23 protein-coding genes are annotated in these 21,702 nt (G+C 70.5%); 20 read left to right on the forward strand and 3 right to left on the reverse strand.

What is annotated here, in order from left to right; genetic code table 11:
* Nucleotides 1-616 precede the first annotated feature (616 nt).
* Genes D1J51_RS08265 through D1J51_RS08275 form a run of 3 tightly spaced genes read left to right on the forward strand, consistent with a single transcriptional unit; the run spans nt 617 to nt 3,595 of the window.
* Nucleotides 617-1,615 carry a substrate-binding domain-containing protein gene (locus D1J51_RS08265; RefSeq protein WP_119074719.1) on the forward strand — a complete coding sequence of 333 codons (999 nt, stop codon included), beginning with the start codon at nt 617-619 and terminating at the stop codon, nt 1,613-1,615.
* 16 nt (nt 1,616-1,631) lie between these two features.
* On the forward strand, nt 1,632-2,678 hold the full coding sequence (locus tag D1J51_RS08270) for an ABC transporter permease (RefSeq protein WP_119074720.1): 1,047 nt from the start codon (nt 1,632-1,634) through the stop codon (nt 2,676-2,678).
* On the forward strand, nt 2,675-3,595 hold the full coding sequence (locus D1J51_RS08275; RefSeq protein ID WP_119074721.1) for an ATP-binding cassette domain-containing protein: 921 nt from the start codon (nt 2,675-2,677) through the stop codon (nt 3,593-3,595). The genes D1J51_RS08270 and D1J51_RS08275 overlap by 4 nt, the downstream gene beginning before the upstream one ends.
* A gap of 205 nt (nt 3,596-3,800) precedes the next feature.
* Here the strand turns inward: D1J51_RS08275 and D1J51_RS08280 are convergent, their stop codons facing one another.
* Together D1J51_RS08280 and D1J51_RS18550 are read right to left on the reverse strand one after the other, a co-directional pair.
* A complete protein-coding gene (locus D1J51_RS08280; protein ID WP_119074722.1) occupies nt 3,801-4,631 on the reverse strand; it encodes a TrmH family RNA methyltransferase in 831 nt (276 codons plus the stop codon).
* 54 nt (nt 4,632-4,685) lie between these two features.
* Nucleotides 4,686-4,817, reverse strand: coding sequence for a hypothetical protein (locus tag D1J51_RS18550; RefSeq protein ID WP_256386002.1), 132 nt, complete (start codon nt 4,815-4,817; stop codon nt 4,686-4,688).
* A 221-nt stretch (nt 4,818-5,038) separates the two neighbouring features.
* Here D1J51_RS18550 and D1J51_RS08290 point away from each other — a divergent pair, with 221 nt between their 5' ends.
* The 8 genes from D1J51_RS08290 to D1J51_RS08325 all read left to right on the forward strand — a co-directional run bounded on the left by D1J51_RS08290 (nt 5,039) and on the right by D1J51_RS08325 (nt 12,479).
* A complete protein-coding gene (locus tag D1J51_RS08290; RefSeq protein ID WP_119074723.1) occupies nt 5,039-6,271 on the forward strand; it encodes a Gfo/Idh/MocA family protein in 1,233 nt (410 codons plus the stop codon).
* A 141-nt stretch (nt 6,272-6,412) separates the two neighbouring features.
* Nucleotides 6,413-7,282: a sugar phosphate isomerase/epimerase family protein gene (locus D1J51_RS08295; protein WP_119074724.1), complete on the forward strand. Its 870-nt coding sequence runs from the start codon at nt 6,413-6,415 to the stop codon at nt 7,280-7,282.
* Nucleotides 7,279-8,292 (forward strand): Gfo/Idh/MocA family protein, encoded by a 1,014-nt coding sequence (locus D1J51_RS08300; protein ID WP_119074725.1) that lies wholly within the window; start codon nt 7,279-7,281, stop codon nt 8,290-8,292. Before D1J51_RS08295 ends, D1J51_RS08300 begins: the two co-directional genes overlap by 4 nt.
* Before the next feature lie 105 nt (nt 8,293-8,397).
* Nucleotides 8,398-9,195: an SDR family oxidoreductase gene (locus D1J51_RS08305; RefSeq protein WP_119074726.1), complete on the forward strand. Its 798-nt coding sequence runs from the start codon at nt 8,398-8,400 to the stop codon at nt 9,193-9,195.
* A 227-nt stretch (nt 9,196-9,422) separates the two neighbouring features.
* Nucleotides 9,423-9,674 carry a type II toxin-antitoxin system Phd/YefM family antitoxin gene (locus D1J51_RS08310; protein ID WP_240423060.1) on the forward strand — a complete coding sequence of 84 codons (252 nt, stop codon included), beginning with the start codon at nt 9,423-9,425 and terminating at the stop codon, nt 9,672-9,674.
* Nucleotides 9,671-10,111, forward strand: a complete 441-nt coding sequence (locus D1J51_RS08315) for a type II toxin-antitoxin system VapC family toxin (RefSeq protein WP_119074727.1) — start codon at nt 9,671-9,673, stop codon at nt 10,109-10,111. The genes D1J51_RS08310 and D1J51_RS08315 overlap by 4 nt, the downstream gene beginning before the upstream one ends.
* A 338-nt stretch (nt 10,112-10,449) precedes the next feature.
* The gene (locus tag D1J51_RS08320; RefSeq protein ID WP_119074728.1) at nt 10,450-11,448 is read left to right on the forward strand and encodes a Gfo/Idh/MocA family protein; all 999 of its coding nucleotides are present in this window, start codon (nt 10,450-10,452) and stop codon (nt 11,446-11,448) included.
* Nucleotides 11,445-12,479 carry a Gfo/Idh/MocA family protein gene (locus D1J51_RS08325; protein ID WP_162903726.1) on the forward strand — a complete coding sequence of 345 codons (1,035 nt, stop codon included), beginning with the start codon at nt 11,445-11,447 and terminating at the stop codon, nt 12,477-12,479. The genes D1J51_RS08320 and D1J51_RS08325 overlap by 4 nt, the downstream gene beginning before the upstream one ends.
* A 136-nt stretch (nt 12,480-12,615) precedes the next feature.
* Here D1J51_RS08325 and D1J51_RS08330 read toward each other — a convergent pair whose 3' ends face one another.
* Nucleotides 12,616-14,013, reverse strand: coding sequence for an amidase (locus tag D1J51_RS08330; protein WP_119074729.1), 1,398 nt, complete (start codon nt 14,011-14,013; stop codon nt 12,616-12,618).
* A gap of 166 nt (nt 14,014-14,179) precedes the next feature.
* Here D1J51_RS08330 and D1J51_RS08335 point away from each other — a divergent pair, with 166 nt between their 5' ends.
* The 9 genes from D1J51_RS08335 (at nt 14,180) to D1J51_RS08375 (ending at nt 21,662) form a co-directional block, all read left to right on the forward strand.
* Nucleotides 14,180-15,154 carry a metal ABC transporter substrate-binding protein gene (locus D1J51_RS08335; protein WP_119074730.1) on the forward strand — a complete coding sequence of 325 codons (975 nt, stop codon included), beginning with the start codon at nt 14,180-14,182 and terminating at the stop codon, nt 15,152-15,154.
* Complete coding sequence (locus tag D1J51_RS08340; protein WP_240423064.1) at nt 15,151-15,930, forward strand: metal ABC transporter ATP-binding protein; 780 nt, start codon at nt 15,151-15,153, stop codon at nt 15,928-15,930. The genes D1J51_RS08335 and D1J51_RS08340 overlap by 4 nt, the downstream gene beginning before the upstream one ends.
* Nucleotides 15,930-16,817: a metal ABC transporter permease gene (locus D1J51_RS08345; protein WP_240423067.1), complete on the forward strand. Its 888-nt coding sequence runs from the start codon at nt 15,930-15,932 to the stop codon at nt 16,815-16,817. The genes D1J51_RS08340 and D1J51_RS08345 overlap by 1 nt, the downstream gene beginning before the upstream one ends.
* Nucleotides 16,814-17,635 (forward strand): metal ABC transporter permease, encoded by an 822-nt coding sequence (locus D1J51_RS08350; protein WP_240423068.1) that lies wholly within the window; start codon nt 16,814-16,816, stop codon nt 17,633-17,635. Before D1J51_RS08345 ends, D1J51_RS08350 begins: the two co-directional genes overlap by 4 nt.
* Nucleotides 17,636-17,651: 16 nt before the next feature.
* Nucleotides 17,652-18,089 (forward strand): Fur family transcriptional regulator, encoded by a 438-nt coding sequence (locus D1J51_RS08355; protein ID WP_119074731.1) that lies wholly within the window; start codon nt 17,652-17,654, stop codon nt 18,087-18,089.
* Nucleotides 18,090-18,266: 177 nt separating this feature from the next.
* Nucleotides 18,267-19,049 (forward strand): amino acid ABC transporter ATP-binding protein, encoded by a 783-nt coding sequence (locus tag D1J51_RS08360; protein WP_119074732.1) that lies wholly within the window; start codon nt 18,267-18,269, stop codon nt 19,047-19,049.
* 88 nt (nt 19,050-19,137) lie between these two features.
* Entirely contained in the window at nt 19,138-20,019 is an 882-nt protein-coding gene (locus D1J51_RS08365; protein WP_119074733.1) for a glutamate ABC transporter substrate-binding protein, read from the forward strand.
* Nucleotides 20,020-20,082: 63 nt separating this feature from the next.
* Nucleotides 20,083-20,733: an amino acid ABC transporter permease gene (locus D1J51_RS08370; RefSeq protein WP_119074734.1), complete on the forward strand. Its 651-nt coding sequence runs from the start codon at nt 20,083-20,085 to the stop codon at nt 20,731-20,733.
* A complete protein-coding gene (locus D1J51_RS08375) occupies nt 20,730-21,662 on the forward strand; it encodes an amino acid ABC transporter permease (RefSeq protein WP_119074735.1) in 933 nt (310 codons plus the stop codon). Before D1J51_RS08370 ends, D1J51_RS08375 begins: the two co-directional genes overlap by 4 nt.
* Nucleotides 21,663-21,702 lie beyond the last annotated feature (40 nt).

Raw genomic sequence — 21,702 nt, forward strand, 5'->3', positions numbered from 1 at the left:
GAACGGTGCCGGCTCGAGAGCATCTCGACGCCCCGCATGCCGTCGAACCGCGTCGCCCGAACGGCGTTGATGAGGGCGAGCGTGTCGAAGCGCTCGGCGAGGCGGTCGGGATCGGCCGGAGCGGAGGTGTCGGGAGCCGCCTTCACCGTCTTCGTCCCGAGCGCCTCGGCGGCCGCGATGCGCTCCTCGACGGAGAGCGGGCTTCGGAGAGTCGGACCGTCGGGAGTCGCTCTCCCCGCCGTCGTCCAGCAGGTGGCGAGGAGTTGAGGGGTGGTCGTCATATCGCTCCGCTGCGCGGCACCGTCGGGCATCTCGCGCCCGCCTTGACAGGGAAGTTGCATCCGTGTAAAAATTTGGACCGGTCCAATCTTGCGGCATGCGGTGTCCGTGAGCGAGGGCCGATCGATATCGATCCCGGGTGGGCGAGCTGATCCGCCGGACAGCGCGCGACGCGGGGCGATGCCGATGCGCTCGGCGGGATCGAAAAAAGAGCCCGGCGACGTCGTTATCGAACTTTTACCGCGACGGTTCACTTCGATGGGAAAGTTACGGTACTGTAAAAATAGAGCGCAAGCTTTGTAACGACATTAGTTCAATTACACGATGGAGTGAAGCAATGTTGAAGTCACGTAAGGGTCGCTGGGGCAGACTCGGTCTTGCCGCAATCGCAGCCGCTGGTGCGCTGCTGCTCGCCGCGTGCGGTTCTCCCGCGGGCGCGGGGGGAGGCGCCGCCGGCGGAAACGGCGATGGCGGAGGCTCCGACCTCAAGCCGCTCAAGGTCGCACTCATCACACACGCGGCCCCGGGAGACACCTTCTGGGACACGATCCGCGCGGGTGCGGAGGACGCCGCCGCCAAGAACAACATCGAGCTGCTCTACAGCTCGGATCCGGATGGCGCGCGCCAGGCGCAGCTGGTGCAGCAGGCGGTCGACCAGGGGGTCGACGGCATCGTCGTGACGCTGGCGAAGGCCGATGCCATGGCGGGCGAGGTCAAGAAGGCCGTCGACGCCGGCATCCCCGTCTTCAGCATCAACGCGGGTGAGGAGCAGTACAAGGACATGGGCGTGCTCGCCCACTTCGGGCAGAACGAGTTCATCGCCGGGCAGGCAGCGGGCGAGCAGTTCAACAAGGCGGGCCTCAAGAGGGTCGTCTGCGTCATCCAGGAGCAGGGCCACGTCGGCCTCGAATCCCGGTGCGAGGGTCTGGCCGACACCTTCACCGGCTCGTCGGAGGTGCTCTACGTGCAGGGCACCGATATGACCAACGTCGCCTCCACCATCACCTCGAAACTGCAGACCAACTCCGATATCGACGGAGTGCTGACGCTCGGCGCTCCGTTCGCGCTGACCGCTCAGAGCTCGATCGCCGACGCCGGCTCGAGCGCCAAGCTCGCGACGACCGATCTCAACGCCGACGTCTACAACGCCATCAAGGACGGCACGATTCTGTTCGGCATCGATCAGCAGCCGTTCATGCAGGGGTACTCCAGCGTCGAGGCGGTTCGCCTCTACGATCAGGGCGGCTACGTGCTCGGCGGTGGTCAGGCCGTGCTGACCGGCCCCTCGGTTGTGAACGCCGATAACCTCGACAGCGTCGCAGCGCAGTTCGAGTAAGCAGGCGGCCTCTCACATGTCTACGACAACAGCCCCCAAGGCTGACGAGCGCCTGGCCTCCGGCAACCTGTTCACCAGGTTCTTCACCAAGCCGGAGGCCGGCGCCACCGCCGCAGCACTGGTCCTCGTGATCATGTTCGCCGTGGTGGCACCGCAGTTCACCAGGCCCGAATCGATCGCCACGATCCTCTACGGCGCCTCGACCGTCGGCATCATGGCCGTCGGCGTCTCGCTCCTCATGATCGGCGGCGAGGTCGACCTGTCGGCCGGCGTCGGCGTGGTCTTCTCGGCGCTCTCCGCCTCGCTGTTCCTGTACTGGTTCGGCGGCAACGTGTGGATCGGGGTGATCATCGGCCTCGTCACGTCGTTGCTCCTCGGCTTCGTCAACGGCTGGTTGCTCACGAAGACGAAGCTCTCGAGCTTCATCATCACCCTGGCGACGTTCTTCATGATCACCGGTCTCAACCTCGGTGTGACCCGCGCGATCACGGGCGGGGTCGCCGCTCCCTCGATCGAGCAGTGGCCCGGCTTCGAGTCGGCGGCCGCGGTCTTCGCCTCCGACGTGCCCGTCTTCGGGGTGAACGTGAAGATCACGGTGTTCTACTGGATCCTGCTGGTCATCATCGCGACGTGGATCCTGCAGCGCACGAAGACCGGCAACTGGGTCTTCTCGAGCGGCGGAGCGCCGGATGCGGCCCGCGCCGTGGGCGTGCCGGTCGTATGGACCAAGATCGGCCTGTACATGGGTGTCAGCTTCTGCGCCTGGCTGCTCGGCATGCATCAGCTCTTCGCCTTCAAGACCGTGCAGTCGGGCGAGGGCATCGGCAACGAGTTCCTCTACATCATCGCCGCGGTCGTGGGCGGGTGTCTCATGACGGGCGGCTACGGCAGCGCGATCGGCGGCGCGATCGGTGCTCTCATCTACGGCATGGCGCTCAAGGGCGTCGTGTACGCGGAGTGGAACCCCGACTGGCTGAGGTTCTTCCTCGGCGCGATGCTCCTCGGCGCGACCGTGCTGAACTTCACCCTGCAGCGCCGCGCAGCGAGGGGAGGCAAGAAATGAACGCCACGGCAACCGCTGAGAAGCCGCTCGTCGAGCTTCGCGATGCGGGCAAGCGCTACGGCAACATCATCGCGCTGCGCGATGTCAGCCTGAAGGTGAGCCCGGGAGAGGTGATGTGCGTGCTCGGCGACAACGGCGCCGGCAAGTCCACGCTCATCAAGATCATCGCGGGACTGCACCAGAACACCGAGGGCGCCTACCTCGTCGAAGGCGAGGAGGTGAGGTTCAACTCGCCGCGCGAGGCGCTCAACCGGGGCATCGCAACGGTGTACCAGGATCTGGCGGTCGCGCCGCTCATGCCGGTGTGGCGCAACTTCTTCCTGGGGTCGGAGGCGACGACGGGATGGGGGCCGTTCCGCAGGCTCGACGTCGACTTCATGCGCAGGACTGCGAAGAAGGAGCTGCTCGACATGGGCATCGATCTGCGCGACGTGGATCAGCCCATCGGCACCCTCTCGGGCGGCGAGCGCCAGTGCGTCGCCATCGCCCGCGCGGTGTACTTCGGCGCGAAGGTGCTGATCCTCGACGAGCCGACCGCCGCTCTGGGGGTGAAGCAGTCGGGCGTGGTGCTGCGCTACATCGTGCAGGCGCGCGACCGCGGTCTGGGCGTGATCTTCATCACGCACAACCCGCACCATGCCTATCCGGTGGGCGACCGCTTCCTGCTGCTGAAGCGCGGGCAGAGCATCGGTTACCACGAGAAGTCGGAGATCTCTCTCGAGGAGCTCACGGGCCTCATGGCGGGCGGTGCCGAGCTCGAGCAGCTGGTGCACGAGCTGCGTCAGGTGGGTACCAGCACGGACACGGTGCGCACCATTCGCGACGAGATCGAGCATGACGAGGCGGCCGGGGTCGGCCGCGTGACGGTGACCGAGGCCGTGAACATCGGGGACGTCCCCGAGGAGGACGGCAAGTAGTTGCGCGCTCCGCCGAGATCCGGGGATCCGCTCGCGAGAGCGGATCCCCGGATTCGTCTTCCCGGGCTCGGCGTCACCTCGACTCGGGGTGCATCTCGCATTGCTGAGAGGAGCGGTCGGGCGTGAGGGACGATCCACCGTCCGCATGCGCAACCGGGCCGGGCGCGGGAGGTGCGCGATGCGCGGCCGGGAGCTCAGGAGGGGCCTACCGCCGGCCGTAGCGGTGTTCGTAGAGCGCGATTCCCGCGGTCACGGAGACATTCAACGACTCGACCCTCGAAGCCATGGGAATCGCGTATCGGTGCGTCGCGAGGGCCGCCATCTCGGGTGAGAGCCCGTCGCGTTCGCCTCCCAGCGAGATGACGAGGCGTTCCTGCACGGAGCGGATCGCATTGAGCGGCTCGGTGGCGCCCGCCGACAGCGCCGCCACCGGGAGCCCTTCACGGTGGACGAAGCCGGCGAACTCTTCTCGCGTGGCCGTGACGACGGGCGTGGCGAACACCAGCCCTCGACTCGCACGGATCAGGCGCCGGTCGAGAACCGTACGCAGACCGCTCTCGAGCAGCACGACGCCCGCAGCGCCCAGTCCGCATGCCGTCCGCGTAGTCGCGCCGATGTTGCCGATCAGTCGCACTCCATCGAGTGCGATGACATCGCCTGAGTTACGGCTCAGATCCCGGAGCCGAGGGCGTCTCGGAGAGTGGGCGAGTGCGAAGACGCGGGCTCGCTTCTGCTCCCCGAACAGCCTCCCGATCACGGCGTCACCAAGGATGTAGAGCGGCGTGCGGGGATGATCGGCGGCAAAGATGAACCTGTCTTCTGCAGCGGATGCCGCCGCATACAGGCTGTCGAGCCTGATCCCGCACGCCACAGCCTGCTCGATGTTCTCTCGGTCATCGATGATGAAGACCCTGGGCTTCTGGCTGCGGTTGCGGAGAGTATCGGCGACGCGGCGGGCGACCGGGTGGCGAGCGCTGTCGATCGACTGCACCCTACCCGGTGCACCCGTCTCTGCCGCAATCGCCTCCGCCGCCATGCGCACCAGCGTGCGGCCTCACGCGACGTGAGTGTCAAAACGGGCTCGGCGTGACTACTCCCAGGTGGCGTGTTCGGGACGAACGCCGTGCTTGCTGGCGTTCGCGTCGATGATGTCGGAGAGCCACTCCGCCAAACCCGGCTCGATATCGGCGAGGCGATCGGTGCAATCGCTCCCCGCTTCCACTCCCGAACGCTTCGCCTCGGCCAACGCGGAGTGCGCCCGATACCCCCCGGGGTAACTCTGCGGCCACTGTCCCATCCGCGCAGGTCCGGTAACGCTCCCCGCGCGTTTCGCATTGACATGGAGGGTCGCCTGTCCCTACAATTTGGACCGGTCCATTATCTGAGCCCGGATCCGCGATGAAGCACGGTTCCGATAGCACCTCGACCGGGAGAAGCGCGAGTATGCAGACGAACGAAGACGGCTCCACGACCATCGGCGTGGGCCTGATCAGCGTGGGCTGGATGGGTCGGCTGCACAGCCGCGCCTACTCGAACCTGCGGTACGTCTACCCGGAGCTCAAGATCAAGCCGCGACTCGTGCACGCGGCCGACCCCGCCCCTGCACGCGCGCAGGAGGCGGTCGAGGCGCTCGGCTACGAGCGGGCCGGCGCCGACTACCGCGACGTGCTGAACGATCCCGAGGTCGACGTCGTCTCGATCTGCGCCCCCAACTTCCTCCACGCCGAGATCGGGATCGCCGCCGCCGAGGCGGGCAAGCACTTCTGGATCGAGAAGCCCGTGGGCCGCGGCGAGGGCGAGACCCGCTCCGTCGCCGAGGCGGCCGCCGAGGCCGGCGTGATCTCCTCGATCGGCTTCAACTACCGCCACGCCCCTGCGGTCGAGCACCTGCGCGCCATCATCGCGAGGGGCGAGCTGGGCCGCATCACCAACGTGCGCGGGCAGATGTTCGCCGACTACTCCTCCGATCCCCGCGGCGCGCTGTCCTGGCGCTTCGTGCGCGGCCTCGCCGGCAACGGCGTGCTCGGCGATCTCATGGGCCACCTCGTCGACCTCGTGCAGTACACGCTCGGGCCCATCGCCGAGGTCAGCGCGCTCACGTCCAGGGTCTACACCGAGCGCCCCGAGCTGCCCATGGGCACCGGCACGCACTTCGCCGTGATCGAAGAGGGTGCGGACGTCGAGATGAAGCCCGTCGAGAACGAGGACTACGCGGCCATGCTCGTGCGCCTCTCGGGCGCCGCGGTCGCCGCCGGCGCGGTGGGCACGCTCGAGGCCTCGCGCGTCGCCGTCGGCCCGCGCGCCAGTTACGGCATCGAGGTCTACGGCACCGAGGGTTCGGCCCTGTGGGACTTCGAGCGCATGAACGAACTGCGGCTCTCGGGCGGCCTCGGCGCCGAGAACCAGGGCTACACCCGCGTCATGGCGCACCCGGGCATGGGCGACTTCGGGCGTTTCCAGCCGGGATCGGGCACCTCGATGGGCTACGACGACCTGAAGGTGATCGAGGCCAAGAAGTTTCTGCAGGCGGTGCTCGGTCGCGAGCACCTGGGGTCGAACATCCAGGACGCGCTCTCCGCTGCGCAGGTGGTCACCGCGGCCGAACGGTCCGCCGAGGCTCGCCGCTGGGAGACGATCGCCCCCGTCAGCGGCACGACCGCCGCGATGCGGGCCTGATCCCGCCCCGCATCCCGCCCGCCCGAGACCCCGCGCCCGACGCCCCGCGCCGAAAGAAGAGTTTCCCGGCCGAAATCGAGGATTCGGCCCCCAAACTCCTCCTTCGCCGCCCCGCCCCGCAACCATCCAAGAAGGAGCCCCATGAACGCACGCATCGCCTCCGCCCCCATCAGCTGGGGCGTCATCGAGGTCCCAGGCTGGGGCCTGCAGCTCGACCGCGAGCGAGTGCTCTCCGAGATGGTGGGCCTCGGCATCGAGGCGACCGAGTTCGGCCCCGAGGGGTTTCTGCCGGACGCGCCGGCCGAGCGCGCCGAGGCCCTGGCCTCGGCGGGTCTGCGCGCGGTGGGCGGCTTCTTCCCGGTGGTGCTGCACCGGTCGGACGAGGATCCGCTGCCCGTCATCGAGCGCGAGCTCGAGGCGTACGTCGCCGCGGGCGCCGGAACCATGGTGCTGTCGGCCGTCACCGGCGAGGACGGCTACGACCGTGCGGCCGATCTCGGCGAGGAGGAGTGGGCGACCCTGCTCGCGAACCTCGACCGCGCGCTCGACGCGGCGGCGGCCGTGGGCGTCGTCGCGACGCTGCACCCCCACCTCGGCACCGTCGTCGAATCGCCTCGGGCCGTCGAGCGGGTGGTCGCGGGATCGCGCATCGGACTGTGCCTCGACACCGGCCACTACACGCTGGGCGGTGGGGATCCGGTGGCGTTCGTGCGGCAGCACGCCGACCGCATCGTGCACGCCCACCTCAAGGATGTGAGCCTCGACGTCGCAGCTCGCGTGCGCAGCGGCGGCATCGACTACCGGGAGGGAGTGCGCCAGGGCATGTACCGGGCGCTCGGCGCGGGAGACGCTCGCATCGGCGAGATCGTCGAGGCGCTCCGCGATGCCGGCTACGGCGGCTGGTACGTGCTCGAGCAGGACACCGTGGTCGAGAGCGAGGAGGACGCCCTCCGCGCGCTCGAGAACGCGCGGCGCAGCGTGGCGTTCATCCGCGAGGCGGTCGCGGCATGAGCGATCCGCTGCGCATTGGCCTGCTGGGGGCGTCGAGGATCGCGGAGCTCGCGATCACGGAGGCGAGCCGCGAAACCGGTGACGTCCGCGCCGCCGTGGCGGCGCGGGATCCCGAGCGCGCGCGTGCGTACGCCGCGGAGCACGGCTACGAGGGGATCCGAGACGGTTACGAGGAGCTCATCGCCGACGACACCCTCGATCTGATCTACATCGGCCTGCCCAACGGGCTCCACGCCGAATGGACGGTGCGGGCGCTCGACGCCGGGCGCAGCGTGCTCGTGGAGAAGCCGTTCGCCTCGAACCTGCTCGAGTTCGACGCGGTCGCCTCACGGCTGGAGTCGTCGCGAGGGTGGGCCTGGGAGGCGTTCCACTACGCCGATCACCCGGCCGTGCACCGGCTCATCGAGGTCGTGCGATCCGGCGAGATCGGCGAGCTGCGGGGGATCGACGTGCACATGGACATGCCGGCGCCGCCCGCGAGCGATCCTCGGTGGAGCTTCGATCTGGCCGGCGGCGCGATGATGGATCTCGGCTGCTACGCCCTGAACGGGCTGCTGCTGCTCGGCGAGGCGCTCGGCGAGCCGGTCGAGCTGATCTCGGCCGAGGCCGACCCGTACGAGGGAGATGGGCGGGTGGACGCGACCGTGCGCGCGCGGCTGCGCCTGGGCGAAGCGCCGGTGGCGATGCACGCGAGCATGGCCGGCCCGGGGTGGGACTTCGGATTGCGGGTGACGGGCAGTCTGGGCGAGACGTATCTGCCGAACTTCGTGAAGCCGCAGGAGGACGGCAGGCTGATCGTGCGCAGCACGAGCGGGGTGGGCGCCGAGGAGCGCGTGGAGCGCACGGGCGGGGCGTCGTCGTACGCGTATCAGCTGCGGCGGGTGCGCGACGCGGTGCGCGCAGACCAGCGCTCCGCGGCGCTGCTCGGCCGTTCGCGGCGTACGATGGCCCTGCTCGACGCAGTATATGCCGAGAGCGGCATGCCTAGGAGGCCCGGCCGCCTCGGCTGAGCGGGGGCGGTTCCGGTCGGAGATTCGGCGTCCGTGACGCAACGCGCGGATCCCCTCTGATCGGGCCCCGCCTCCGACCGAACCCGATCGCAGAGGAGCGAACACATGCAGCAGCTCATGACCGGCAAGATCCTGCTCGTGACGGGAGGGAGTCAGGGCCTGGGTCTGGCCGTCGCCGAGGCCGCGGCGTGCGAGGGCGCGGCCGGCGTCGCGGTCGTGGGGCGCAGCGCGCAGAAGGCTGAAGCCGCCGCCGCCGCGATCCGCGAGCGGGGTGCGGGGCACGTCGTCGAGACGCTCCCGATCGTTGCCGATCTGGCCGAACCGGGCGAGGCGGAGCGCGCCGTCGCCGAGACGATCGAGCGCTTCGGGCGCATCGACGGCCTCGTGAACGCGGCGGGCGCGACGAGCCGCGGCACGCTGCTCGACACCACGCGCGAGCTGCTCGACGAGCACCTCGCCGTGAACCTCGTGGCCCCCTTCATGACGATGCAGGCCGCCGTCGCCGACATGCGCCGCCGGGGCGAACCCGGCACGATCGTCAACATCATCTCGATGGCGATGCACGGCGGCCAGCCGTACCTCGCGCCCTACACGGCCTCGAAGGCCGGCCTCGCCGGTCTCACGAGGAACGCCGCGTTCGCGCACCGCTTCGACCGCATCCGGATCAACGGCCTCAACATCGGCTGGACGGCCACGCCGGGTGAGGCGGCCACCCAGCGAACCTTCCACGACGCGGGCGACGACTGGCTCGTACGGGCGGAGGCGGCGCAGCCCATGGGCAAGCTGGGGCGGCCCGACGAGATCGCCGACGCGGTGGTCTTCCTGCTGAGCGACCGCAGCGGCGTGGTCACGGGGTCCGTCATCGACTGGGACCAGAACGTGCCCGGGGCGTACGACCAGTAGGGGCGAGGCTTTTCGATGAGCGGGCGGCGGCGATGATCCGCTCTACGTGCCCGTCGCGCTCGCCGCCCCCGTGGAGCCGGGATCGCCGCGCTCTCGGCGATCCCGAGGCCGCGCTCGACCGCATCTCGCGCTTCGAGCCGACGGCGTGATCCCTCATCGCACTGCACTGCTATTGACGAGGCGACCGCCGCTCGGTTACGATGTAGGTACGTACCTATCTTGGAGCGATGGCGATGAATGCGATATCTGCGCGAGAGTTCAATCGCGATGTCAGCGCGGCGAAGCGGGCAGCGCTCGAGGGGCCTCTGGTGATCACCGATCGGGGGAATCCGGCGTTCGTTCTGATCTCGATCGCCGAGTACCGCAAAATGTGCGGCGCCTCTTCCGGTCAGGCTTTGCTCGACAGGCTCAGCATGGATGACGACTTCGACTTCGAGCCCGAGCCGGTGCGCGGGTTTGCGCGAGCGGCGCAGTTTTGAGGTTTCTACTCGACACGAATGTTGTGAGCGAGATCCGTAAGCCGGCTCGTGTCGCCGATGCGCAGGTGCGGGCATGGTTCGCAGCGCAGCACGCTGACGAACTGCTTCTCAGTGTTATCTCCATTCTTGAGATCGAGTTGGGGATCGCCCGCTTGGAGCGACGAGATGCCCCACAGGCTGGGGTGTTGAGAGCGTGGCTCGACGACGAACTTCTGGATGGGTTCGCAGGGCGAGTGCTCGACGTCGATATCGCCGTAGCCCGAGCGGCTGCCCGCATGCATGTCCCCGATCCTCGAGCTGAACGTGACGCGCTGATCGCCGCGACGGCTCAGGTGCATGGGTTGACAGTCGCCACACGCAACCTCAAAGATTTTGAGTCGCTCGGTGTGGAACTGTTGAGTCCCTGGGCCGGGTCCTCGGCGGGATCCTCGGCCTGACCGCGTTGGCTGCGCGGTTCCAGATTCGGCTCGTGAGGGGACGCTTCGCTCAAGTCGTGGCAGTTCCGCGAGTTGTTCACAGATTCTCGAATTTGGCGGTTCGGGCTCTGCGCGAGCGGTCACACTTGAGTCATTGGGAGCGAGGTATATTACACGTGCGCATTCGACGCCCGCCTGAGTGAGCGGGCCCTCGCGGATCCGCGCAGCCTGATCTCGGGGGAGCGGCGTGTCGCGGAGGCGGAAGCGCGCCTGTTGAAGCCGCCCGATCCCGCATCGACATCGCCCCGGCTTTCGGCTAGATTCGATCCGTTCGAATTTGTCAGCACAAAGGAGTCGGCATGAGGATCGGTATCATCGGCACGGGGATCATGGGGGCCTTCCACGCGCAGTGCCTGCACGCGGAGGTGTCGGGGGCGACCGTCACCGCGGTCGCCGACTCCGACGTCGATCGCGCCCGCGCGGCGGCCGCCGCGATCCCCGGCTCCCTCGCCTTCGACGACGCGCAGGCCCTGATCGACTGCCCCGACGTCGACGCGGTGCTCATCGCCTCGCCCGACGCGCTGCACGCCGAGCAGACGCTCGCCTGCATCGCCGCGGGCAAGCCGACGCTCTGCGAGAAGCCGCTCTCCTACTCCGTCGACGAGGCCGAACGGGTCGTCGTCGCCCACCGCACCGCCGTGGGCGACGGGATCCCGCTCGTGCACCAGGGGTTCATGCGCCGCTTCGACCCGGGCTACGTGGAGCAGAAGCGGGTCGTCGCCTCGGGTGCGCACGGCCGTCCCCTCATGGTGCACTCCGTGGGCCGCGGCGTCACCTCGGGCCCGGGCGCGACAGACGAGTCCGTCATCTTCAACTCCGCCATCCACGACCTCGACCTCGTGCCGTGGCTGCTCGACGCGCCCGTGACCGAGGTGAGCTGGCACGCTCCCGAAGCGCCCAGCAGCACGGGCGGCGGTCTCCGGGACCGCTTCCTCCTGCTGCTCCGCACCGCAGACGGCGCGCTCTCGACCGTGGAGGTCTTTCTCAACGCCCGCTACGGCTACGACATGCGCTGCGAGGTGGTGTGCGAGACGGGCGCGGTGTCCATCGCCGAGCCGCACCGCGTGGCCGTGTCGACCTCGCTGGTCGCCTGCACGGCGGTGCCCGAGGACTTCCGTCCGCGCTTCGCCGAGGCCTACCGGCTCGAGCTGCAGGAGTGGGTGACGGCCCTCGGCGAGGGGCGCGCGCCCGCGCTCGCCACCATAGATGACGGGGCGACCGCCACCCGGGTCGCCGCGGCCGCGGCGGCATCGATGCGCGCGGGCGGCGCCTTCGTGAGGGTGGGGGACGTGCGATGAGCGGCCGGATCCTGCCCCGCCCCGTCGTGCCCGACCCGCTGTCGGTCCCCTCGCTGCGCTGGGCGATCCTCGGCACCGGCTGGATCGCCGCCCGCTTCGTCGAGGCGCTGCAGCAGCACACCGCGCAGCGCGTCGTCGCGGTCGGATCCCGCACCGCCGCCCGAGCAGCGGAGTTCGCCGCGCAGCACGGAATCGAGCTGGCGTACGGGTCGTACGAGGAGCTCGTCGCCTCCGACGTCGATGCGGTCTACGTCGCCACCGGCCACCTCGACCACTTCGCGCACGCGACGCTCGCGCTCGAGGCCGGCAGGCCGGTGCTCATAGAGAAGCCGATGACGCCGAGGCTCTCCGAGGCGCGCGCGCTCGCCGACCTGGCGCGCGCGAGGGGGGTCTTCGCGATGGAGGCCGTGTGGTCGCTGGCGCTGCCCCGCTACTCGGTGGTGCGGCAGGTGCTCCAGCAGGGGCTGCTGGGCGAGGTCGTCGAGGTGCACGCGAACCTCGGCGAGCGGCTGGTGGATCACCACCGCGCCATGGACCCGGTGCAGGGCGGCGGCGCGATGAACGACATCGGCACCTACGCGATGATGTTCGCGAACGAGGTGCTGCCGGGCCTGCGGGTGCTCGCGGCGCACGGGCAGCGCCACGCGGCGCGCGGGGCGGTCGGCCAGTTCCACGCGCTGCTGGGCGACGGCGCGGGTCGTCAGGCCACCGTCAGCGCCTCGATGCTCGCGGACACGCCCTCCACCGCGTACGTGGCGGGCACGGAGGCGACGCTCTCGCTCGACGCGCCGTTCTACCAGCCCGGGCCGGTCGTGGTGCGCTTCCACGACGGCGAGCGGCTGCGCTACGAGGAACCCGCGCTCGCACACACGCAGCTCTTCTGGGAGGCGCTCGAGGTCGCCCGCTGCGTCGAGGCCGGGCTCGCGGAGTCGCCGCTGCGCACGCTCGACCAGACGCTCGCGACGATCTCGCTCATGGAGCAGGCCAGGGAGCTGATGGGGGATCCGGCTTCCGCCTCGAACGCACGCTGAGGCATTCGGCCCCGCCCCCGTTCCGCTCGCGCTGTGCTCTGCTTCGCCTCCGGCCCCCGTCCCCGCCCCGCGCCCCTCCCTTGCCGGGGTCCTGTTCGCGTGAGCGCAGGCCTTCCGTGCGGGAGCGGGTGCGGCGTCAGACGGTCGTGAGCTGTGCGGCGAGCTGCAGCAGCTGCGCCTCCGATCCCGGCCTCCCGATCAGCTGAGCGCCCATCGGGAGCGAGCCCGGGGCGGAGGGATTCGGCACCTCGAGGATCGGCACCGCGACCGCGGGCAGGCCCGAGACGTTGACCATCGACGTGAACGGCGTCCATTCGCACTGCGCCCGGTAGTCGTCGTCGGGCGCGAGCTTCAGAAACGCGCCGACGCGCGGCGGCAGCGCCGCGAGCCCCGGTGTGAGCACCGCGTCGTAGGCGCCCCACTGCCGGCGCAGCTCGGCCGCGATCTCCTGCAGGGCCGCCGCCGCCTCGAGGTGCGCCGGGCGCGGCCGGGCCAGCGCGCGCTCCCGGAACACCCGGGTGTACGGGATCAGCCGATCCTCGTGGCCCTCCGGCAGCTCCAGCAGCGAGAGGTTCGCCATCCATCCGATGCGGAAGGCCTCGGGGTAGCGGGGGTCGTAGCGCAGGTCCGCCTCCTCGACGAGGTGTCCGCGATCCGACAGTCTCTCGGCCGCGAGTCGCCAGGCGAGCCGCGCCTCGGGCGAGAGCGGCACGGGGTGCGCGGCCTCGAACGGCGAGGCCGCGCTGATCCCGATCCGCAGCGCGCTCAGGGCGTCGGCCTCGCGCACCGCGCGGAGCGTGGTCTCGGGGCCGCCCCGCATCGCGTCGAAGAGCACGGCCGCGTCCTCGGCGCCGCGGGCGATGGGGCCCGAGGTCGTGAGCCGCGGGGCCCCGAAGTCGTCGACCGGCCCATCCTCCAGATCGGTGGGCACGGCGCCGAGGCCGGGCTTCAGGCCTATGAGCCCGCAGGCGAGGCTCGGGATCCTGATCGACCCGCCCCCGTCGCTGCCGGGGGCGACCGGAAGCAGCCCCGCGGCTACCGCGGCCGCGCTGCCCCCGGACGATCCGCCCGGCGTGCGCTCGGGGTCGAGGGGGTTGCGGGCGGGGGGTGCGATGAGGTTCTCGGAGTAGGCGTTGAGGCCCAGCTCGGGCACCTGGGTCTTGCCGAGCGAGATGGAGCCGGCCGCGCGCAGCACCGCCACGCCGGGCCCGTCCTGCTCGGCGATCGGGTGCGGTAGGGCGGCGCTGCCCAGGGTGGTGGGCGCCCCGGCGACGTCGACGAGGTCCTTGTGCGCGAGGGGCAGGCCGTGCAGCGGGGGGAGCCCGGCCCGTTCTTCGGGGGCGAGCGCCGCGAAGCGGGCGTCGGCCGCGTCGGCCTCGGCCAGCGCGAGCTCGGCCGTCACCGCGATGAAGGCCCCGAGGTCTTCGCGCTCGGCGATCCGCCTCAGGAAGTGCGTCGCGGCCTCGCGCGCCGACACCTCGCCGGTGCGCAGGGCGTCGCGCAGTTCGAGCGCGGTCTCGGGGAATCTGCTCATGCCACCAGGCTACGCGCCGATCGCCCTCCCGCAGGGGCGTGCCGGGCCATCCGCCGGCGGCCCGGATGCGGGCGGGTCAGCAGCGGCGGGCGGCGGCGGACCTGTCTCGGCGCCGCGGTGGCGGTCTACGCTATAGTGATAATCGTTCTCATATAGAAAGTCGGGCATGTCACGCACTCCTCGCAGCACTCACCCCCTCAAGGCCACCGCGCTCGGAGGCGCCGCGCTCGCCGCGCTCGTGCTGGGCGCGTACAGCGGCGGGGGATCCCGGGCCGACGATTCGGGATCCGACCGCCTCAGGGCGGTCGCGACCACCACCCAGCTCGCCGACTTCGCACGGCAGGTGGGCGGTGATGACATCGAGCTCACGGGTCTGCTCGCCCCGGGGGGATCGGCGCACCGCTTCGACCCGACCCCGGCCGACCTGGTCGCGCTCGGCGAGGCGGAGGTGCTCATCGCGAACGGCGCGGGCCTCGAGGGGTTCATCGACTCCGCCGTCGAGGCGTCGGGCTTCGACGGCGAGATCGTCACCGCGAGCGAGAGCATCGACCCCGGCCCCGATCCCGGCGAGCCGAATCCGCACATCTGGACCTCGCCCCGCAACGCCGCGCGCATGGTGTCGATGATCGCGGGCGATCTCGCCCGCATCGATCCCGAGCGCGCCGACGGTTACGCCGAGCGCGCCGACGCGTACGCCGCGCGGCTCGACGCGCTCGACGCCTGGATCGCGGCGCAGTTCGAGCGCGTGCCCGCCGAGCAGCGCGTGCTCGTGAGCGGCCACGACTCGCTGGGCGCCTACCTCGACGACTACGGCATCGAGTTCGTCGGCTCCATGCTGCCGAGCTTCGAGGACAACGCCGAGCCGAGCGCCGCCGACGTCGACGCGCTCGTCGCCTCGATCGAGGAGCGCGGGGTGAGGGCCGTCTTCGTCGAGTCGTCGATGAGCCCGAAGCTGGCGCGGGCGATCGCCCGGGAGGCCGGGGTCGAGGTGGCCGACGCCGGGGCGCTCTACGCCGACTCGCTCGGGGCGCCCGGCAGCGACGGGGCCACCTACATCGGGGCGACCGCGCACAACACGCGGGTGATCCTGGAGGCCTGGGGCGCGACGGTGGATCCGCTGCCCGCTCCCCTGCGCGGATGATGCGCGCATCGTCCGGCGCTCGCGACGACGCCCTCTCGCTGAGCGGCGCCGCGTTCGGCTACGGCGGGAGGACCCGGGTGGAGGGGCTCACCCTCGAGGTGCCCGAGGGCTCGGCCGTCGCGCTCGTCGGCCCGAACGGATCGGGCAAGTCGACCCTGCTGCGGGGCATCCTGGGGCTCGCGGATCTCACGGCGGGAGGCGCCCGGGTGCTCGGCGAGGCCCCGGGTCGCGCCCGGCCCCGCATCGGCTCGCTGCCGCAGGCCGACACGCGCGACGCCGCTCTGCCGGTGACGCTGCGGCAGGTCGTCACGATGGGGCTCTACCGCTCCCGCGGGGCGCTGCGCCCGATCGGCCGCGCGGGCCGCGCCGCGGTCGCGGGGTCGCTCGAGCGCGTCGGCCTGGCCGAGCTCGCCGGGCGCCGCTTCGGCGAGCTCTCGGGCGGCCAGCAGCAGCGCGGCATCCTGGCCCGGGCGCTCGTCTCGGGCCCCCGGATGCTGCTGCTCGACGAGCCGTTCAACGGACTCGACGGCGAGAACCGCGAAGCGCTGCTGCGGCTCGTGCGCGAGCTGCGCGACGAGGGGCGCACGGTCGTCGTGTCGACGCACGACCCCGAGATCTCGCGGCGGGTCTGCACCCACGCGCTGCGGCTCCGCTCCGGGCGTCGCCCGGGCGAGCCCGGCCGCCCGGCGGCGTTCGGGCCGCTCGCCGAGGCGCTCGCGCTCGGGGGCACGGTCCCGGAGCCGCGCACCACCGCCACCGTGCGGGAGGCTGAGTAGTGGAGGCGACCCTCGACGCCTTCTCGCTCCCCTTCATGTGGCGCGCGCTGCTGACGGTCGCGGTGCTCGCGATCGCCGGGGGCGTGGTGGGCCTCTTCATCGGACTCCGCGAGCTCGAGTTCGTGAGCGACGCCCTCGTGCACGCCGTGTTCCCGGGGCTCGTCGTGGGCGCCGCGCTGGGCGGCACGGCGGGGTTGCTCCCCGGCGCGGCGATCGCGGCCGCGCTGGCGGCGTCGCTGTTCGCGACGATCGGGCGCAGGGGCGACGCCGACGCCGCCATAGCGGTGGTGCTGACGGGCCTGTTCAGCCTGGGCGTCGTGCTGGTCTCGCGCCGGGAGGGCTACGTCTCGCAGTTGCAGGAGCTGCTCTTCGGGCGTCTGCTCACGGTCACTCCGTCGCAGCTGCGGCAGATCGCCGTCGTCGCGGTCGTCGCGATCCTCCTCGTCGCGCTGACGCGGCGCGCCCAGCTCTTCAGGGCCTTCGACGCAGCCGGCGCGGAGGCCGCCGGCTTCCGCCCGCTCGGCACCGACCTGACGCTCGGCGCAGCGGTCGCGCTGCTCGTGGTGGCGGGCGTGCAGGCGCTCGGCGTGCTCATGGTCGTCGCGCTGCTGACCGTGCCCATGGCCGCGTCCCGGCTGCTCACCCGCGGCTTCGCGCTGCTGATCCCGATCGCGATCCTGCTGCCGCTCGTGGCGGGTGCGCTGGGGCTGTGGCTCGCGTTCGAGTGGTCGGTCGGATCGGGGGCGCCCGTCTCGCCCGGCGCCGTGGTCGTGCTGCTGCTCGTGGGGCTCTACCTGCTCGCGGCGCTCGCGCGCGCGATCGTGAGCCGAGCGACGATCGCGGATCCGCAGGCGGAGGCCGACCGCATCGCGGGGGGCCGATCGTGAGCGGCCTCGCGACGCTCGAGCTCACGCTGCTCGGCCTGCTCTCGGGGCTTGCGGGCGCGCTCATCGTGCTGCGCCGCCGCTCGTTCTTCGCGGTCGCGCTGAGCCACGCCACCTTCCCCGGCGGCGTCGTGTTCGCGGTCGCGGGCTGGAACCTGCTGCTCGGCCAGGCGCTCTTCGCGGTGCTGCTCGTGCTCGCGATGACGCTGCTGGGCCGTATCCCGGGGCAGGGGCGGCAGGTGACGAGCGGTGTCGTGCTCTCGTTCGGCTTCGCGCTCGGCTCGCTGCTCGCGAGCCTCAACCCCGCACTGGGCGTGCCGGTTGAGGCCCTGCTGGTCGGGTCGCTGCTCGGCGTGGGCGCCGGCGACGTCGCGGCCACGGGAGGCGTGCTGATCGCCTCGCTCGCGATCCTCGCGCTGTCGTGGCGCCGGATCCTGTTCCACGCCTTCGACCCCGCGGGCTTCGCGGCCGCGGGGTTCCGCGCGTGGCCCGTCGAACTCGTGACGGCCGCGGTGACCGCCGCGGCCGTGGTGGTGTCGATGCCCGCGGTCGGGGCGATCCTCGGCGTGGCGATGCTGATCGGCCCGGCGGCGACGGCGCGGGTGCTCGTGTCTCGGCTCGAGTGGGTGCCACCGCTCTCGGCGGCGCTCGGGATCGCGGGGGGCCTGGCGGGGATGCGGATCTCGCGCGAGTTCGGCATCGCGGCCGGCGGTTCGGTCGGGCTCGTGATCACCGGCGTGTTCCTGCTGGCGTTCGTCGCGCGGGCATGGGCGCGCCGAACCCGGCGACCGTGCGCCCGGAACTTCGCTACGGTGGGATGAGGATCGGAGGTGCTCGATGCAGCCGAAGCGGAACACGTGGCAGCGCGAGGCGGTGCGGGCGGCGCTCGCCGAGCGCCGGGGGTTCGTGAGCGCTCAGCAACTGCACCGCGACCTGCGCGACGGCGGGTCGACCATCGGCCTGGCCACGGTCTATCGCGCGCTGGCCGGTCTCGCCGAATCGGGCGAGGCCGATTCGCTGCAGTCGCCCGAGGGCGAGAACCTGTTCCGCTCCTGCGCCGCTCCCGGCCACCACCACCACCTGGTCTGCCGCGGCTGCGGCGACACCCGCGAGCTCGCGGCCTCGGTCGTGGAGGAGTGGACGAGGAGGGTGGGAGAGGAGCACGGCTTCACCGATATCGAGCACGTGGTCGACCTGTTCGGCCTCTGCGAGCGCTGCCGGAGCGAGCGCCCGCCCGAAGAGACGCGCTTCGCCCACAGGGGCGGCGCAAGGTGACAGAACGATAACAATCGCGGGCCTCGTCGGGACAGCATCGTCCCATGCGGCGCGGTACCCGGTGGTCAGCGGCGCATTATTTACGCTTTGATCGGGAATTTTCACCTATTATACAGAAAATTTGTAGGTCGCCACAAGGACTATCGCGAAGGGTGCGGGCGTGTCTACGATCGCCGTATGGCACAGGCAAAGACGACAGTGGTCAGAGTGGCCCGCGACGATCGGCAACCACTCGTCATCATCAGCGAGGTGAACAAGCACTACGGCGAGCTGCACGTGCTGAACGACATCAACACTCAGGTGGGTCGCGGCGAGGTGGTGGTGGTGCTCGGCCCGTCGGGCTCGGGCAAGTCGACCCTCTGCCGCGCCATCAACCGGCTCGAGACCATCGACTCCGGCACGATCACCATCGACGGCCAACCGCTGCCCGAGGAGGGCAAGGAACTCGCGAAGCTCCGCGCCGACGTCGGCATGGTGTTCCAGGCCTTCAACCTCTTCGCGCACAAGACGATCCTCGAGAACGTGACGCTCGGTCCCGTCAAGGTGCGCGGCATGAGCCGGAAGGCCGCCGAGGAGAAGGCGATGGCGCTGCTCGACCGCGTCGGCATCGCGGATCAGGCGAAGAAGCTCCCGTCGCAGCTCTCGGGCGGCCAGCAGCAGCGCGTCGCCATCGCGCGCTCCCTCGCCATGGATCCGAAGCTGATCCTGCTCGATGAGCCGACGAGCGCGCTCGATCCGGAGATGATCAACGAGGTGCTCGACGTCATGATCGCTCTCGCGAACGACGGCATGACCATGGTCGTGGTGACGCACGAGATGGGATTCGCGCGCCGGGCCGCCGATCGCATCGTCTTCATGTCCGACGGGCAGATCGTGGAGGAGGCGACACCCGAGCAGTTCTTCACCGATCCCCAGACCTCCAGAGCCAAGGACTTCCTCTCGAAGATCCTGGGTCACTGAGCCCGTTCCGGGGGCCACCGCCCGAGACCGGAACGATATCGAAGGACCGGCACGAACCGGGCCCCAAGGAAGAGAAGGCAGGAAACTCATGAGAATCGCCAAGTACGCAGCAGTGCTCGCGGCGGCGGGAGCACTGACGCTCACCGCGTGCGCCTCCGGATCGCCGAACGATGCCGGGAACGAGCAGACGACCACCGCGCCGGTCGAGGAGGTGACCTTCGATGAGGGCACCACCATGGCCAAGTTGCAGAACGCGGGCAAGATCACCATCGGGACGAAGTACGATCAGCCGCTCTTCGGCCTCATGAATCCCGGCACGAATCAGCCGGAGGGGTTCGACGTCGAGATCGGCAAGCTCATCGCCTCGAAGCTCGGCCTGAGCGACAAGCAGATCCAGTGGAAGGAGGCGGTCTCGGCGAACCGCGAGCCGTTCATCCAGAACGGCGAGGTCGACATCGTCGTCGCCACCTACACGATCAATGACGAGCGCAAGCAGGTCATCGACTTCGCGGGCCCCTACTACATCGCCGGGCAGGACCTCCTCGTGCTGCAGGGCAACCCCGAGGGCATCAAGGGCATCGAGGACGTCAAGGGCAAGCAGGTCTGCTCGGTCACCGGGTCGACCTCCGAGCAGAACCTTCAGGCTGCCGGGGTCGAGGTGCTCGCCACCGACACCTACTCGAACTGCCTCGAGCCGCTGCGGTCGGGCCAGGTCGTCGCGGTGTCTACCGACAACGTGATCCTCGCGGGCCTCGCCGACCAGAACCAGGGCGAATTCGAGGTGCTCGACAACCCCTTCACCGAGGAGCCCTACGGCATCGGGCTGAAGAAGGGAGACCAGGAGTTCCGCAACTTCATCAACGACGTGCTCGAGCAGTCGTACGAGGACGGCTCCTGGGCCGCGGCCTGGGAGAGCACGGCGGGCAAGGTGCTCTCCACGCCGGAGCCGCCGGCGGTCGACCGCTACTGACCCGGTCCGCCGGGCGGCGATGCGCCGCCCGGCGGACCTCTCCTCGGAGAAGGGATCCCGAACGTGGACGTGCTCCTCGCGAACTCCGGCACCGTCATCGCCGGGTTTCTGATGACCCTCAGGCTGCTGCTCTTCGGCGGCCTCGGAGCGATGGCCATCGGCCTGGTCGTGGCGACCATGCGCATCTCGCCGGTGGCGTCGCTGCGCAGCTTCGCAACGGTCTACACCGAGCTGATACGCAACACCCCGCTGACGCTGCTGCTCATGTTCATGGTGTTCGTGCTGCCGTTGATCGCTCCGAATCGGCCTCCGTACGAGGTGCTGGCGTCGATCGGCCTGGCGATCTACACCTCGCCGTTCGTGGCCGAGGCCCTGCGCAGCGGTATCAACGGCGTGCCGGTGGGCCAGGCAGAGGCGGCCCGCTCGATCGGCCTCGCCTTCGGCCAGACGCTCACGCTCATCGTGCTGCCGCAGGCCCTGCGCATGGTGGTGCCGCCGCTCATCAACGTGTTCATCGCGCTCACGAAGAACACGTCCGTCGCGGGCGGCTTCTTCGTGGTCGAGCTGTTCGCCACGGCCCGGCAGCTCACCAACGCCAACGGGCAGGCGGTGATCCCGATCCTCGTGGGGGTGGCCTGCTTCTACCTGCTGATCACCATTCCGCTCGGTCTCATCGCCGGGCAGATCGAGAAGAAGGTGCGGGTACTGCGATGAGTCAGGCCACCGTTCTCTACGACGCCCCCGGCCCCCGGGCCCGCGCTCGCTCCCGGACCATCTCCATCGTGGGTCTCCTCGCCGTGCTCGGGCTGCTCGGCTGGGTGACCTGGCGGCTCGCGCAGCCGCAGGTGGCGGTCAACGGCAACGTCACGCCCGGCATGCTGGACCCCTCCCGGTGGGACGTGCTCGGGTATGCCGAGGTGTGGCAGTATCTCGGCCGAGGCGCCTGGAACACGATCCGCGCCGCCGCGGTCGCCATGGTCGGCGCCATGCTGCTGGGGATGCTCTTCGCCTTCGGCAGGCTCGCCGAAAGCGCGCTCGTCCGGGTGCCGGTGAGCGTGATCCTCGAGTTCTTCCGGGGCATGCCCGTGCTGCTGATGATGCTCTTCATCCTGCTGGTTGCCTCGACCGGTGCGTTCTGGGCGGTGGTCATCGCGCTCATCATCTACAACGGGGCGATCGTCGGCGAGGCGCTGCGCGCCGGCATCCTCGCGCTCAACAAGGGGCAGCGCGAGGCCGGCCTCTCGATCGGGCTCACTCCCGTGCGCACCCGGCTGATGATCGAGTTCCCGCAGGCCTTCACGCAGATGCTGCCGATCCTCGTGGCGCAGATGGTGGTGCTGCTGAAGGACACCTCGCTCGGGTACATCGTCGCCTATCCGGAGCTGGCGAAGACCGTGAAGGACGCCTCGACGTTCTACGGCAACCGTTATCTGTTCACCTTCTGGGTGGTCGCCGTGGTGATCTACCTCGCGATCAACCTCAGCGTGTCGTGGTTCGGCCGCCGCATGGCGCGCTTCGCAGCGGCGCGCGGCGGCAGGGCGGGCGGTGCGGTCGCCGCCGTCGCGGCGGTCGACGCCGGGGGCGGCGGAGACGGTGCGATGGGCGCCGCCTCGGGTGCGCCCGGGGCCGAGAGGCCGTCCTGAGGCCCGCTCGCCGAGCGGGCGAGCCCGCGGCCGCCCCGGG

Origin of the sequence: Leucobacter sp. wl10, from assembly GCF_003569785.1 — a bacterium.
In the GTDB taxonomy this organism is placed as follows: domain Bacteria; phylum Actinomycetota; class Actinomycetes; order Actinomycetales; family Microbacteriaceae; genus Leucobacter.